At 46.9% G+C, this 14,915-nt stretch carries 12 protein-coding genes and 1 pseudogene; 8 read left to right on the top strand and 5 right to left on the bottom strand.

Annotated elements, in window-relative coordinates:
- The first annotated feature begins 40 nt into the window (after positions 1 to 40).
- The 3 genes from rlmB (at position 41) to trpS (ending at position 2,714) form a co-directional block, all read left to right on the top strand.
- The gene (rlmB, locus tag R7H07_RS22060) at positions 41 to 784 is read left to right on the top strand and encodes a 23S rRNA (guanosine(2251)-2'-O)-methyltransferase RlmB (protein ID WP_025768791.1); all 744 of its coding nucleotides are present in this window, start codon (positions 41 to 43) and stop codon (positions 782 to 784) included.
- A gap of 110 nt (positions 785 to 894) precedes the next feature.
- The gene (locus R7H07_RS22055) at positions 895 to 1,581 is read left to right on the top strand and encodes a phosphoglycolate phosphatase (protein ID WP_005382834.1); all 687 of its coding nucleotides are present in this window, start codon (positions 895 to 897) and stop codon (positions 1,579 to 1,581) included.
- A 116-nt stretch (positions 1,582 to 1,697) separates the two neighbouring features.
- Entirely contained in the window at positions 1,698 to 2,714 is a 1,017-nt protein-coding gene (trpS, locus tag R7H07_RS22050; RefSeq protein ID WP_005381398.1) for a tryptophan--tRNA ligase, read from the top strand.
- Positions 2,715 to 2,770: 56 nt separating this feature from the next.
- Here the strand turns inward: trpS and R7H07_RS22045 are convergent, their stop codons facing one another.
- Entirely contained in the window at positions 2,771 to 3,145 is a 375-nt protein-coding gene (locus tag R7H07_RS22045; protein WP_053303037.1) for a hypothetical protein, read from the bottom strand.
- A gap of 544 nt (positions 3,146 to 3,689) precedes the next feature.
- On the opposite strand from R7H07_RS22045, the gene R7H07_RS22040 reads away from it, so the two are divergent.
- Together R7H07_RS22040 and R7H07_RS22035 are read left to right on the top strand one after the other, a co-directional pair.
- Positions 3,690 to 6,644 carry an ExeM/NucH family extracellular endonuclease gene (locus R7H07_RS22040; RefSeq protein ID WP_065274927.1) on the top strand — a complete coding sequence of 985 codons (2,955 nt, stop codon included), beginning with the start codon at positions 3,690 to 3,692 and terminating at the stop codon, positions 6,642 to 6,644.
- 167 nt (positions 6,645 to 6,811) lie between these two features.
- Positions 6,812 to 7,726, top strand: a complete 915-nt coding sequence (locus R7H07_RS22035) for a LysR family transcriptional regulator (RefSeq protein WP_033907171.1) — start codon at positions 6,812 to 6,814, stop codon at positions 7,724 to 7,726.
- Positions 7,727 to 7,732: 6 nt separating this feature from the next.
- On the opposite strand, the gene R7H07_RS22030 is transcribed toward R7H07_RS22035, so the two are convergent.
- The 4 genes and pseudogenes from R7H07_RS22030 to R7H07_RS22015 form a co-directional block, all read right to left on the bottom strand.
- Entirely contained in the window at positions 7,733 to 9,244 is a 1,512-nt protein-coding gene (locus tag R7H07_RS22030) for an AbgT family transporter (RefSeq protein ID WP_065274926.1), read from the bottom strand.
- Between the two features lie 52 nt (positions 9,245 to 9,296).
- Positions 9,297 to 10,469, bottom strand: coding sequence for a M20 aminoacylase family protein (locus R7H07_RS22025; protein WP_065274925.1), 1,173 nt, complete (start codon positions 10,467 to 10,469; stop codon positions 9,297 to 9,299).
- A gap of 147 nt (positions 10,470 to 10,616) precedes the next feature.
- Positions 10,617 to 11,210 (bottom strand): annotated as a pseudogene (locus R7H07_RS22020) (NADPH-dependent FMN reductase).
- 39 nt (positions 11,211 to 11,249) lie between these two features.
- On the bottom strand, positions 11,250 to 12,122 hold the full coding sequence (locus tag R7H07_RS22015; RefSeq protein ID WP_005381415.1) for an EamA family transporter: 873 nt from the start codon (positions 12,120 to 12,122) through the stop codon (positions 11,250 to 11,252).
- Between the two features lie 122 nt (positions 12,123 to 12,244).
- On the opposite strand from R7H07_RS22015, the gene R7H07_RS22010 reads away from it, so the two are divergent.
- The 3 genes from R7H07_RS22010 to R7H07_RS22000 form a co-directional block, all read left to right on the top strand.
- Positions 12,245 to 12,724, top strand: coding sequence for a MarR family winged helix-turn-helix transcriptional regulator (locus tag R7H07_RS22010; RefSeq protein ID WP_005381417.1), 480 nt, complete (start codon positions 12,245 to 12,247; stop codon positions 12,722 to 12,724).
- Positions 12,725 to 12,793: 69 nt separating this feature from the next.
- Positions 12,794 to 13,381, top strand: coding sequence for an aminodeoxychorismate/anthranilate synthase component II (locus R7H07_RS22005; protein ID WP_065274924.1), 588 nt, complete (start codon positions 12,794 to 12,796; stop codon positions 13,379 to 13,381).
- 361 nt (positions 13,382 to 13,742) lie between these two features.
- On the top strand, positions 13,743 to 14,915 hold a 1,173-nt coding region (locus tag R7H07_RS22000), incomplete at its 3' end, for an aspartate aminotransferase family protein (RefSeq protein ID WP_318128783.1).

Genomic DNA, 14,915 nt, shown 5'->3' with positions numbered 1-14,915 from the left:
GGTTGGCGCAGGCAATACGACCAGAACAACAGGTTAAACAATGAGTAACGAATTTATCTACGGCATTCACGCAGTGAAGGCGGTATTGGAGCGCGAACCAGAGCGTTTTATCGAGGCGTACGTTTTAAAAGGTCGTCAAGATGATCGCCTAATGCCAATCCTAAATGATCTTCAGGTTTGTGGTGTTTCTATTCAGCAGATGACACGTAAAACCTTGGATGACAAAGCGCGCGGTGCAAATCACCAAGGCATCATCGCTCGTGTGAAACCAGCGAAGCAGCTGAATGAGAACGATATAGATGACATCCTTGCAAAGCACGAATCACCACTGCTATTAGTGTTAGACGGCGTGACCGATCCACACAATCTTGGTGCGTGTTTACGTAACGCAGATGCGGCAGGTGCTGCGGCGATCATCGTACCGAAAGATCGTTCTGCGCCAATGAATGCGACGGTAAGTAAAGTGGCTTGTGGTGCAGCTGAAGTCGTGCCATTGATCCGAGTGACTAACTTGGCTCGTACTATGCGTACACTGCAAGAGCAAGGTATCTGGTTTGTTGGTACGGCGGGCGAAGCAACGCACGACATCTACCAAGCAAAACTGACTGGACCCCTTGCTATCGTAATGGGGGCAGAAGGTGACGGTATGCGTCGTCTGACTCGTGAAACCTGCGACGATTTGATTAAGATCCCAATGGCTGGTAGCGTTTCAAGCTTGAACGTATCTGTGGCATCCGGCATCTGTTTGTTTGAGGCAGTTCGTCAGCGTATTGCTGCAAAGTAACGACGAAACAAACAGTTACTGCCGAATCAGACATAATGATAAAAACAAAGGATGGGGTGCCATCCTTTGTCGTTTTCACCGATTTATAAATAAAAATCCTCAGGGAAGTTATGACTCAACAAGACATTAAATTCATCGCCTTCGATCTAGATGGCACTTTGCTTGATAGCGTGCCAGATCTAGCTGTCGCGGCAGACCAAGCAGTACAGGCGCTTGGCTTTCCATCGGTTTCAGAAGAACAAGTTCGTGATTACGTGGGTAACGGCGCAGACGTGCTTATTGGTCGCTCATTAAGCCAAAGCCTGACCATCAACCCAGAGCTGAGTGAAGAGCTTCGTGCTAAAGCGCGTGTATTGTTTGATGATTACTACGAGCAAAGCGGTCACAAGCTAAGTCATCTTTACCCAACGGTAAAAGAGACACTAGCAGAGCTGCACAAAGCGGGCTTTGTTATGGCGCTGGTGACCAACAAACCTTCAAAGTTTGTGCCTGACGTTTTGGAAAAGCACGACATCGCAAAATACTTCGTTGATGTCCTTGGCGGTGATGCATTCCCAGAGAAAAAACCAAACCCAGTAGCATTGAACTGGCTAATGGAAAAGCACCAAATCCAACCAAGTGAAATGCTGATGGTTGGCGACTCGAAAAACGACATTCTCGCAGCAAAGAATGCAGGCTGTGCCTCATTTGGTCTGACATATGGTTACAACCACGGTGAACCTATTTCAGCATCAAATCCAGATTTCGTCGCTGACAGTTTGGCAGAATTATTGGACGTTGTAGCGGTTTCTGCATAACGGCTACAAAAGAGCTTCCAAAATACTCGTTAATGAGTACACTGAGTAAACCGTGCACCTATTACTGCACGGTTTTTTTCATTTAATTAGATTAAGAAGTCAAAGGAATCATTCTAATGAGCAAACCCATTGTATTGAGTGGTGTTCAACCTTCAGGTGAACTAAGTATCGGTAACTACTTGGGTGCTCTACGTCAATGGCAGCAGATGCAAGACGATTATGATTGCCAATATTGTGTGGTAGACCTTCACGCGATTACGGTTCGTCAGGACCCTAAAGCGCTGCATGAAGCAACTCTAGACGCACTGGCAATTTGTCTGGCAGTTGGTGTTGACCCGAAGAAGAGCACGCTATTTGTTCAGTCACATGTACCAGAGCATGCTCAATTAGGTTGGCTTCTTAACTGCTACACTCAAATGGGTGAGCTGAGCCGTATGACTCAGTTTAAAGACAAATCGGCACGTTACGCGAATGACGTAAACGTCGGCCTATTTGACTACCCGGTGTTGATGGCGGCTGACATTTTGCTTTACGGTGCACACCAAGTACCTGTAGGCAGTGACCAGAAGCAACATCTAGAATTAGCGCGCGATATCGCAACGCGTTTCAACAATATTTACTCGCCAGAGCAGCCAATCTTCCAAGTTCCAGAGCCTTACATTCCGACAGTAAATGCGCGTGTAATGAGCCTTCAAGACGCAACGAAGAAGATGTCTAAATCTGATGACAACCGTAAGAACGTTATCACGCTACTGGAAGAGCCTAAGTCGATCCTTAAGAAGATCAACAAAGCGCAAACCGATACCGAAACGCCACCAAGTATCCGTCATGATATCGAGAACAAGGCGGGCATTGCTAACCTAATGGGTCTGTACTCTGCGGCGACAGGCATGAGCTTCGAAGAGATTGAAGCGAAGTACCAAGGCGTAGAAATGTATGGCCCATTTAAGAAAGATGTTGGTGAGGCAGTTGTAGCAATGCTTGAGCCAATTCAAGCAGAATATCACCGTATTCGCGCTGATCGTGCTTACATGGACGAGGTAATGCAGCAAGGCGCTGAGAAAGCCTCGGCACGAGCGGCTGAAACGCTTAAGAAAGCATACGAAGCAGTAGGTTTTGTTGCTCGCCCATAGTTGCTAAGAACGAATACGAAAAAGCTCCACTTTGGTGGAGCTTTTTTATGCCTGTATTACTGAAATGGCGTGTCTTTCATACAGCGTTCCATGTCGTAATATTCAACACGTCCTCGAGCCCCTAGAAAGGCAGACTTCACAACCATGCCTCTATCAATGAAGTAACTAAGCTGTACGCATGATATATCGTAGCTGAGTTCTTTAATTCTCGCTGGAATCCAGTAGGTTCCTGGCGTTCTTAGACGTTGAGTAAAGGTAATAACACCCTCGTCACTGACTTCTAGTTCTTCAATACCATCCAGTTCATTTTTGGCTGATTCGATGATGTCTTGATTCGCCGTAGGTTGAAGTGGCTCACTGGCGGTCAACTGACACCCCGCTATCAAGCCAAGTAGGGAGATAGCTAGCACACTGCGTTGAATTGTTTTCATTTGTCGTTCCTGGGTTTACAGCTAATGAGATCTTGTTGTCTCGCGCAGGTGTTATATCTTTTGTGTATATTTTTGGCTAGTGAGTAATGAAAAGTTATTGAATAAATCATGAAAACTTTGAAGTATGAGGGGCCTGTAAAAGAGAGAACGAAGCGAGTAATAGATTCTTGGGCTTGAACAGTGATACAAGTGAAAATTAAAGCATTCTAAATTAGTGACTAATTATATTTTTTATTTGTAACAGGAACGGTTGGGTTAATAAGCAACTCAACAAGTGATGTATTTTCTACTCCTTAACATGAAGTGAAAAAGTAAACTGAGTAATCAATCTAAATTCTGACTTGTTTATCAATAGCGCTCTGTATTTATTACAAAAAATGTTTGAATGGGATGCTCTGGCATATTTTCTTATATTCACATGTGATTCATTTCACGGCTTTAATTACTCATTCTTATTTATTTCATAAATAAACCTGATAGTAGACGCAAATGGCAGGCTCTAACCAGAGCTAAGTTTGCATTTACATAAATATCAGGTATGACAATGGACACGTTAATCAAACCCTCAATACTCGCATTAACCATCGCCAGTGCACTTAGTGCAAACGCGAACGCAGAGATTATTATTTCCCAATACGTAGAAGGCGGCGCTTATAATAAAGCGGTAGAGATCGCTAATACGGGTGATACTGCGGTGACACTCACTGGCTACGAGTTGGCGAAATCATCAAACGGTGGTGGTACTTGGGGTAGCACATTCGACCTTAGCCAAGTGACGCTACAAGCTAACCAAGTGTATGTACTGGCGCATGGTGACGCGAGCGATACCATCAAAGCTGTCTCGGATATCACAGATAAAAGCGTTGCGAACTTTAACGGTGACGACCCGATCGCACTGCTTAAAGATGGTGAAGTGCACGACATCATCGGTGTGATGGGTGACGTAGATTTTGGTAAAGACACCACATTAGTTCGTAACAGTGATGCACTAACCCCTTCTGCTACTTATGATGCATCTCAGTGGACGGCATTTGAGAAAGACAACATTGACGGCCTTGGTGAGCTAAATGCGACTGAGCCACCAGCACCATTCGCTTGTGAAGTAGACGGTCAGCAACCTAACTTCACTACCATCCAAGATATTCAAGGTGAAGGCGATACGTCTCCATTCATTGATGGTTACCCATACATTACTGACGAAGATCATTTCGTAACTGGTGTCGTGACTGCTGTTACCACTGGCCTAACCAAAGGTTTCTACCTACAAGCATTAGAAAGCGACAACAACGACAAGACCTCAGAAGGCTTGTTCATTCATACTGACGCGGCAGACACGGCGCTGAAAGCTGGTGACGTTGTTTGTGTGAAAGGTAAAGTTCAAGAGTATTACAGCAATACTCAGCTTGCTTCTGATGCTAACAGCTATGTGAAAACAGGCACCTCTGAAACCTCTCGAGTTACCGATCTTGTTATCAAAGAAGGTGAGACACTACGTGATGCGCTTGAGCGTCATGAAGGGATGCAAGTTGAGTTGACCTCGGCAAGTGACTTGTTTGTAACTCGCAACTTCTCTTACGACTACGATTCACGTCGTAACAATATGATGCTCTCTCATGAAGCGCCATTGTTAAAGCCGACTCAATTACACGCGGCAGAGAGCGATGCAGCCGTTGAGCTAGCAAAAGACAACGCAGCAAACCGCGTATACCTAGAATCAGATGGCAAAGCACCAAACGGCCAAATCCCATACTACCCAGATTTTGCTAAAGATGCAGACCAAGATGGCTCTTCAGAGCAGCACATTCGCCTTGGTTCTCGAGTAGAAGGTCTTCAGGGTGTCGTGGCTTACAGCTACAACGAATACCGCCTGATTGCGACCAATGAAGTCGATAACACCAACTTTGTGACTTCAGGTGAAGGCTTCGATGTGGCTCGTAAAGATGCCCCAGCGATTGCGGACTCAGATTTGCGTATTGCAAGCTTCAACGTACTGAACTACTTCAACTCCGTGGCTGACAGTGGCCATGAAAACCCAACCGGACAAAACCGTGGTGCGACTAACCTAGATGAGTTCCTGATCCAACAAGCGAAAATCGTTGCGGCGATGAACAAGATGGACGCTGACATCATTGGTTTGATGGAAGTGGAAAACAACGGCTTTGGTGATGGCAGTGCTATCCAAAACTTAGTTGATGCCCTAAATGCTGAGATTGATGACGCTGAAGCTCATTACACGTATGTCGAAATCGAAGAGCAAGACAAATACCAAGACGAATACTTTGGCAGTGATGCGATCATGGTGGCGATTTTATATCGTGCTAACGCAGTAACGCCAAAAGACGCTGCAAAAGTGATCATCACGCCAGAGCAGCACATTGCAGAAAACACAATTACTCGTAAAGAGGGCACAGAAAGTAACCCTGCTTACGATAAGTACCAACGCCACAGTCTACTTCAGACCTTTACGGTGAAAGAGACGGGTGAAGATTTGTCTATTGTCGTAAACCACTTTAAGTCGAAAGGCTCTGAGTGTATTGAAGAGTGGATTGCTGGTGTAGAAGATTCTGAGCCAGCGGATCTGCAAGGCAACTGTAACAACTTCCGCGTTTCTGCTGCGCACGCAGTGGGTGAAGCGTTGAAAGAGGTGAAAGGCGATGTATTGCTCATGGGCGACCTCAATGCTTATGGCATGGAAGACCCACTTCTGACACTGACTGATTACTCGAAAGAGAAATACGGCCGTGACATTTATACTGCTGCTTACACAACCATTGGTGATGGTGAACTTCAAGTAGAGAAGACCAAAATTGAAAAAGGTTACGGTCTGCACAATTTAAACACGTTGCTGCACGGTACTGATACGTTTTCTTACACCTATTCGGGCGAGCTGGGTAATTTGGACCACGCATTGGCAAGCAGCAGCCTAGCGCAAAAAGTGGTAGCAATTGAAGATTGGCACATCAACTCACTAGAGAGTAACTTGTTCGAATACAGCAACAAGTACACAGGTGATATGCCGAAGTACAAAGATGCGTTCTCTGCCTCTGACCACGATCCAGTGATCATCGCGATTGATTTACCAGATGATGACATCGATTTACCGAAAGCAGGTGACAACTTAGCCGTCGATGTCCGTTTACCACCAACGGCGGTTGTGGGCGATATTGTTACGGTGAACTTAACGCCATCCACACAAGCGGCTGCGGCAAGCAGCGATACGAAAGCTTACTCGGCTAGCCAAACTTTAGTTCAAGCTGATATTGATGCGCGTAGCGTGAATATTGAGTTTGAACAAACGCCAGAGCAAGGTAATTATCAGTTAGAAGAGAAAGTGACTGACTCGACAGGTAATATCGTGAAGTTTAGCTCTGTTCGTGATGTTTCAATGACGCAAACTGAAGCTGGAACAGAAGGGTCGAAGGATTCAGATGGTGGTTCGTTTGGTTTTGGTGCTCTATTTGCGCTGCTAGGTCTCGGCTTATTCCGTCGTCGCCGCTAAGCGAATTTACTTCCTGACAAACAGTTCCTAAATAGCTGTAAAGACCAAAGGCCAGCCTATGCTGGCCTTTTTATTCAGAAAAAATATAGAAATGGATAATCATATTGACGTATTAGTTACCAAGTTTGGGTATACTTTTTCAGCAGAGCAAAGGGTGAGACTACTAAATGGACATTAGCTATCGTCAGCTCAAAGCTTTTATCGCCTTGGCTGAGGAACAAAATTTTACTTATGCCGCTGAAAAGGTGCACATCACCCAGTCTGCGTTGAGCCAGATGATGAAAAAGCTGACCCAGCAACTTGCCAGCGAACTCTATCAGCGCCAAGGCAGGAAAATCATCCTTACCGAAGCGGGCGAGCAGTTGTATCAGGAAGCGCGATTTATCGTTAATCGCTTGGATAAACTAGTTCAGCAAAACAAAGACCGCCAGCACGGCTACAACAAGTCGCTGGTGGTTTCGTCGCTATATACGTTGTGTGCATCCTTAGCGCCGAAAACCCTCAATGACCTGAAAAAGCGCTATCCAGATTTTACTTTTCGCTTAATTGAAGAACGGGTTGATGACATTACCCATTCAGTACTACAAGGGCAGGCAGACATCGGCATCAACACCAATCCGAATCACCCAGAATTGAACTTTGATTTACTGTTTCGCGATTACCTGTGCTTTGTTTGCCGGCAAGACCATCCGCTCGCCGAGCATAAGCAAGTCAGTTGGGAACAAGCGCATCAATACGCGTCGATTGGTGTCAGCCCCGGGAACAGTTTACGCACACTTGCCGACGAAGCGTTTCAACGCATTGGTTTAACCTATGATCCGGAGTTGAGCGCTTCGCATACCTCAACGCTATTAGGGATGATTTCCAGCGGACTAGGTTCGACGATTCTGTCTTCCACTATCGGTGAGTTGAGCAACAACGTGGAAGTTCGCTTTATTCCGATTGTTCAACCGGTTCAGTACCGCTCAGTAGGGCTCATTACACGTAAAGAAACTCATCGAGAGTTAGTCGATGAGTTCAGTTTGATTTTGAAAAAGCATGTCAGCGACTGGGGCTTTGCTGAGTTTATCCCCAGTCGTTAAGCGACGTTACATTGGCCCGACGGGTAAACCTGTCAGCATGTAAATCAGGAATAGCCCGCCCCAAACACTAAATAGCACCAGAGCGTATGGCACCATCATCGCGAGGAAAGTACCAAATTTCACTTGCGGGTTATATTTGGCGATCAGCGCCAGTACCATCGGAATATATGGATTGGTCGGTGAAATGATGTTGGTGGTGGAGTCGGCAATACGGTAGCCCATTTGCGTAATTTGCGGGTCTACGCCAAGTAACATAAAGAGTGGGATAAATACCGGGGCCATGATCGCCCATTGCGCCGAACCACTAAACACAATCATGTTCATCACGCCAGCAAGCATCATAAACAGCGCCATCATCGCCAGCTTTGGCATCTCGACAGACGAAATCCATTCCGCACCATTCACCGCAATAAAGATAGCTAAATTAGACCACTTAAACCAAGCAATGAACTGGGCAATCACAAATACCAAGACAATGTAGCCGCCAACGCCCTTGAGCGCTTTGGACATCAAGTCAGGAATATCACTGGCTTGTTTGATCGTACCCGCTTTGACGCCGTAAACCACCGCATTCATAAAGAAGAATGCCATGATGATCGGGATAATCCCTTTTAGGAAAGGTGAAGGTACCAAACCGCCGTCTGCATTACGCAGAGGTGAATCGGCTGGCAGCAGGGCGGCCAAAAGCAAAGCGATAAACACCAAAGACGTTGCTCCAGCCCATTTCAACGCACTCTTTTGCTTAGTGGTAATTTCAAAAGACGGTTCACTATCGGCGTGGTTGGTTGTCATTTTATGCGCGAATTTAGGCTCGATGTATTTGTCGGTGATGAGCGTCCCTGTGACGACTAAAATCGGAACGGAAAGCAACATAAAGTACCAGTTTGCCGCCGGGCTGACTTCGACGTGTTCAACGATGGCAGACGCTTCGGTTGAAATGCCGGAAAGTAATACATCGGTGCCAGCAATAAATAGGTTGGCGGTAAACCCAGCCGCGACCGCGACAAAACCTGCGGCGATGCCGACGATTGGGTTGCGGTGGGTTGCCGCAAAAATCAGACCTGCGAGAGGGGGAACCAAAATGAACGCAGCGTCTGAGGCGAGGTTACCGATGATACCAGTGACAAAAATCGACGCGGTGACAAACTGACGTGGCGCGTTGAGCAATGATTGCTTGATTGCGCTGTCGGCCAAGCCCACTTCTTGCAATAGCCCCACCGCTAGCATCATACATAAGACCAATCCGAGTGGTTTAAACGAGACGAAGTTGTTCACCGTCGATTGCAGGATATAAACCAGACCTTCGCCGCTGATCAGGCTCTTAACGTGCACCACTTCACCCGTAGACGGATGGGTCACGCCGCCGCCGATAAACGAGAATAGCCAAGAGAGCAACATGACGCTGAAGCAGAGGAAGATAAATAGATAGAAGGGATGAGGGACTTTATCGCCCAGTCGCTCAATGCGGTTGATCATCGACGCGCCTGAACTCGATTTTTGCGTAATTGCAGTCGACATTGTTAGAACACTCCTTTGTGTAAAGAGGGGAGTCACTTCCCCTCATTTGTTGTTATTGCTGTTCAATCAAATTGATAAAGTAAGCCGCGCCAATCGGCAGCAGCCGATCGTTAAAGTCGTAGGCTTTGTTGTGCAGGCCAACGCTGCATCCTTGCTCCTCAGTGCCGTTGCCGATAAAGCCGTAGCAACCTGGTACTTTGTTGAGGAAAAAGGCGAAGTCTTCACTGGTCAGCATCGCTTCGCAGCTTGGGTTAACGTGCTCAGCACCAACGGTTTGAGTCGCTGCGGTGATCGCCCGTTGAGTTTCGTTTTCTGTGTTAACCGTCGGTGGGTGAGAAATTGGTCCGAGTTTAAATTCTGCTTGCATCCCGTGCGCCTTGGCGCTGTGAGCTACTAGTTGCTCGAGTCGTTCAACCAAGCTATCTCGTGTTTGTTGAGACAAAGTACGGAACGTACCGCTCATATGAGCTTGGTCGGCGATGGCGTTGGTTGTTTCTCCACAATGCAGTTGTGTGACCGAAACCACTAGTGGATCAAACGGGTCGTAGTTGCGGCTGACCATGCCTTGAATACCTTGGTAAATATGGGTCGCGACAAGTAATGGATCTTGGGTTGTGTGTGGTAAGCCAGCATGACCACTTTTTCCGTCGACAGTGACAAACAGACGGTCAGAGCTCGCCATTATTGGCCCCGTCTTAAATGCGAAATGCCCTTCAGGAATGCCCGGCATATTGTGCAGAGCGTAGCATTCGTCGATCGGGAAGCGCTCTAACACGCCGTCGGTGATCATGGTCTCGGCGCCACCGCGACCTTCTTCTGCCGGTTGGAATATCAGCACCGCTTTGCCTGCAAAGTTACGCGACTGGGCCAAGTAGCGCGCAGCGAGTAGCAACATAGTGGTGTGACCGTCATGGCCACAAGCGTGCATTTTACCGTCGTGGCACGAACGGTGGGCAAATGTGTTGGCTTCATGGATGGGTAGAGCGTCCATGTCGGCGCGAAGACCGATGCTCTTTCCGTCCCCGAGCGAGCCGTGAATCACACCCACCACGCCCGTTTTGGCGAAATCAGTACAGATTTCATCGACGCCGTACTTTTCGAGCTCGGCAACCACTAACGCTTGAGTGTTATTTTCTTCAAAACCTAATTCTGGTTGTTTATGAATGGCATGACGGAGACTAATCGCGTCGGCTAACCAAGGTTCTAAGACTTCAATAATGTTCATACATCTCCCCTTTAATTGAGAATGATTTAACACTATTGAAACAATTCAAACAAACCGGATTACTACTGAAACTATTAGCGTTGCTAATAGTTGCTTGGAGAGAGGTTAAACTAAACGCCGCCCAATACTGAGCGGCTTAAATGACGATTACATCCCGTAGGTGAATGGTTTACCAAGCGGCAGCATGTCCTGATGCACTGGTGCTAATGCGCTCGCGTAACAGCTGAGCAGTTTCAAGGTGTATTGGGTGCGAGCGACAAAATCACTGTCATCGCTATTCGCATCTTGATCGATGAGTTTATCGCTGTTGCGCACAATGAGGTGGTCAGGCAAAAAGCACACGTGGTTATTTTTGCTGCCGGTCATGCGCAATTCGCTGATCGGGTAAACACCGTTGATACTCACGCTGACACTCACCAATAGTGCAGGTTTATGTGCCAGTTCGTTTGCTGTCGTCAGCAATAGGAAGTTTTTCAGCGCAGGGGTTGCCATCCCGTGCTATTCCGGTGTGATAAAGACAAACGCGTCAGACTCTTGCAGTTTTTGCGCGATTGGTGTCCAAACATCCCACTCTTGGATACCTTGCCAAACGCCTTCATTCCAAAATGGCAGGTTCAGTTCATGCAGGTCGAGGATCTCCACTTGGTCGAATTCTTGCAAACCGTGCTGTTTGAGAAAACGAGCTACGTTGAGACTTTGTGAATTTGCCCTTTGGCTGCCAGAGACAATCGTTAGTTTCATAATCATTTCCTTTTGAATTTTATATCTTGTTTATTGGAGTTATGCATTTGCAGCTTTAGGACTATGGGAGGCCAAAAAGATCGAAACCAGTATTGCTCCTGCACCTAACAATTGCAGTGGTGTGAGTATTTCATCTAAAAATACGTAGCCCAACACGCTCGCCGAGACGCTACTCAGAAATCCTAGAAACGCGACGTTTGTTGCAGGAAGACGCTCGATTCCTTTAAACCACAGTGCGTAAGCGAGTACCGCGCCCACTATGGTTAGGTAGCTGTATCCGGCCAAGTTTTTTAGCGAAATGGTCTCCGGTAGACCTTCAAACCATAGCGCTGCAGGTAATAAAAGGATGCCTCCGACGAGGAGTTGCCAGCCAGTGAACGCCAATGTCGACATATTCTCCGGACGTCCCCAGTATTTGGTGAGCACCACGCCACTTGCCATGCTTAATGTACCTAGTACCGCCAGAACAATTCCTTGCGCGCTGATCTGCACCGTTTCGTTGATGACGATAAGCGCTACACCAAGCACCCCGAAGATTGCTGCGATGCAGTGGCTCAAGGCGATCTTACTTTTTAATACCAGCCCACTGAGTAGCATCACGATGATCGGTTGGCTCGACATGACCAATGCCGCCGTTCCTCCGGGCAGGTAGCTCGCCGCAAAAAATAAACAGTAGAAAAACAGCCCGATGTTGAGCGTTCCAAGGCAAGCGAGTTTTCCCCACCATTGCTGGTTCGGAAAGCAGCGTGTATACGCGATGAGCAGTAATCCTGCAGGCAGTGCGCGTATCGCAGAAGCGAGCAGGGGACTGTCTGCGGGTAGCAACTCAGTAGTGACGATATAGGTGCTGCCCCAAACGGTGGGAGCAATCGCGGTGAGCAGTATTGCTTGAATCCTTTCTGCGCTGGTCATAATAACTCCTGTAAAAGTATCTTTCGTGAAAGATTGTTTTTTAAAAGTAATGGTGTTTTTTCTTTTGGTCAAGTATCTTTTTGAAAAGATTTTTAGTTAGTGATGATCGTGAGGATGATGTAATGGACGGTGTAGATAAGATTCTTCAGCAGTGGCAGCAAGCACGACCTGACTTAGATTGTTCTTCGATGGGCGTGGTTGGGCGAATTCGTCGCGCGGCAAACTTCTGGGAACAGGCCCATGGCCAAGTGTGCGGTGATGCTGGGATCAGCGCGATTGAGTTCGATATTCTGGCGACGTTAAGACGTAGCGTCGAACCCGTCACTCCGACAACGTTGTACAAAACGTTGATGATTTCGTCTGGTGCGGTAAGTACCCGATTAGAAGGCCTAGTACAAAAAGGTTGGGTGCACCGCGTAGCGAGCGAAAGCGACCGCAGAAGTAATCGAGTGACATTGACGGAAGACGGTGTTGCCTTTTTAGATCAGGTGCTTGAAGCGCATGTCGCGAGCATGGAACAGCACTTAACTTGTCTCGACTCTGAAGAAAGAAATGCGTTGGAAAGCCTGCTGAGTAAGTTCCTGCAAGCCGAGGTGGAATAACTGATCGTACTTGCGTTTAGATAAAAAGGCGGCACAATACTCGCTTTCAGGTTTCCACGATGTAGTCCCATGCTGTTAATTATCGATAATTATGATTCGTTTACCTACAACCTTTACCAATACTTCTGCGAGCTTGGTGCAGACGTAAAGGTGGTGCGTAACGATGAAATCGATATCCAAGGCATTGAGGCGCTCAACCCAACTCATTTGGTGATCTCGCCAGGGCCATGTACGCCGAACGAAGCAGGTATTTCACTGAAAGCGATAGAACACTTCGCTGGTAAGCTTCCAATATTGGGTGTTTGTCTTGGCCATCAAGCGATAGCGCAAGTGTTTGGGGGCGAAGTGGTACGTGCACGACAAGTGATGCACGGTAAGACCTCACCAATTCGTCACAACGGTCGTAGTGTGTTTAAAAATCTGAATAACCCACTCACGGTAACCCGTTATCACTCTCTTGTGGTGAAAAACGGTACTTTACCCGACGTGTTTGAACTGACTGCATGGACAGAACTGCCTGACGGAAGCATGGATGAAATAATGGGTTACCAACATAAAACCTTGCCAATTGATGCGGTGCAGTTCCACCCAGAATCAATCAAAACTGAGCAAGGTCACGAGTTGCTTGCGAACTTTTTAGCACGCAAAACGATCTGATCGCGATCACTTTTCTTAACAAATCATTCATCTTTTTGCTGAGGTGAGCGGATTGCAAAACTATGCGATTCTCTCGAGTCTCTTTGTCTATTCATGTCTTTTAAAACCTTCTATCCCCTGTATTACATAACATTTATAAAAAATCACTTCTCTATTTTACTTTCTTGATGCATAAATAGTCATAAGCAGTGATTAATGGAAGTTACTTTCGAGAACGAAAAGAATAAATCACTATTGAAATGGTTAATTAAATGTAAATACAATGCCGCAATAGCTTAAATGCAAAACATTATTTGCTGGCAAAGAGAGCCGGTTAAATTCGCTTATCTGCTACGCATGCGGTATCAAGAAGGAATGTGCAATGACAACGGAAATTAAAGTAGAGCGCGGTTTATTCGATGAGGTAATGGTACCTTGCTATAACCCGATGGAAATGATCCCTGTTAAAGGTGAAGGTTCACGTGTTTGGGATCAGGAAGGTAATGAATACATCGACTTTGCTGGTGGTATTGCAGTGAGCTGTCTTGGCCATTGTCATCCAGTAATGGTAAACGCACTAACAGAGCAAGCTAACAAGCTTTGGCACTTAAGTAACGTTATGACGAACGAACCAGCCCTTCGTCTGGCGAAAAAGCTAACAGAAGTGAGTTTTGCTGAGCGTGTGTTCTTTGCTAACTCTGGCGCAGAAGCAAACGAAGCCGCTTTGAAGCTGGCACGTCGTTATGCAGCAGACGTTCATGGCACTGAGAAATCTGAAATCATTGCATTCAAACAAGGTTTCCACGGTCGTACATTCTTTACCGTAACGGTTGGTGGCCAAGCGGCATACTCTGACGGCTTCGGTCCTAAGCCAGGCGACGTGACACACCTTCCTTACAACGATATCGAAGCTTTACAAGCACACATGTCTGATCGTACTTGTGCGGTCATGATGGAGCCATTACAAGGTGAAGGCGGCATCGTGCCACCAACGCCTGAGTTCGCTCAAGCGGTTCGCGAGCTGTGTGACAAACACAACGCCTTACTGATCTTCGATGAAGTGCAAACTGGTAATGGCCGAACAGGTAACTTCTACGCTTACCAAGGTTTAGGTATCACGCCAGATATTCTAAGTACTGCGAAATCACTTGGTGGCGGTTTCCCAATCGGTGCAATGCTAACGACAGCAAAATTGGCAGAGCACATGAAAGTGGGCACTCACGGTTCTACATATGGCGGTAACCCACTAGCGTGTGCGGTTGCAGAAGCGGTTGTAAATGAAGTCACTAAGCCAGAGGTTTTGGCTGGTGTACTAGAACGCGAAGCAATGTTCCGTGAAGGTCTAGAGAAGATCAACGCGAAGTACAACATCTTCTCAGAAGTGCGCGGTCAAGGCCTATTACTTGGCGCTGCACTAAATGAAGAATGGCAAGGCCGTGCGCGTGACGTGCTGGTTGCTGCAGGTAAACAAGGTCTCATGGTATTGGTTGCGGGTGCCAATGTCGTACGTTTCACACCATCACTCGTTATCACACAACAAGAAATTGAAGAAGGC

It is taken from the genome of Vibrio sp. Vb1127 (assembly GCF_033338735.1).
Classification (GTDB): Bacteria; Pseudomonadota; Gammaproteobacteria; order Enterobacterales; family Vibrionaceae; genus Vibrio; species Vibrio alginolyticus.
Note: the sequence above shows the minus strand (reverse complement) of the source record. Positions and strands in the feature narration are given on the sequence as shown.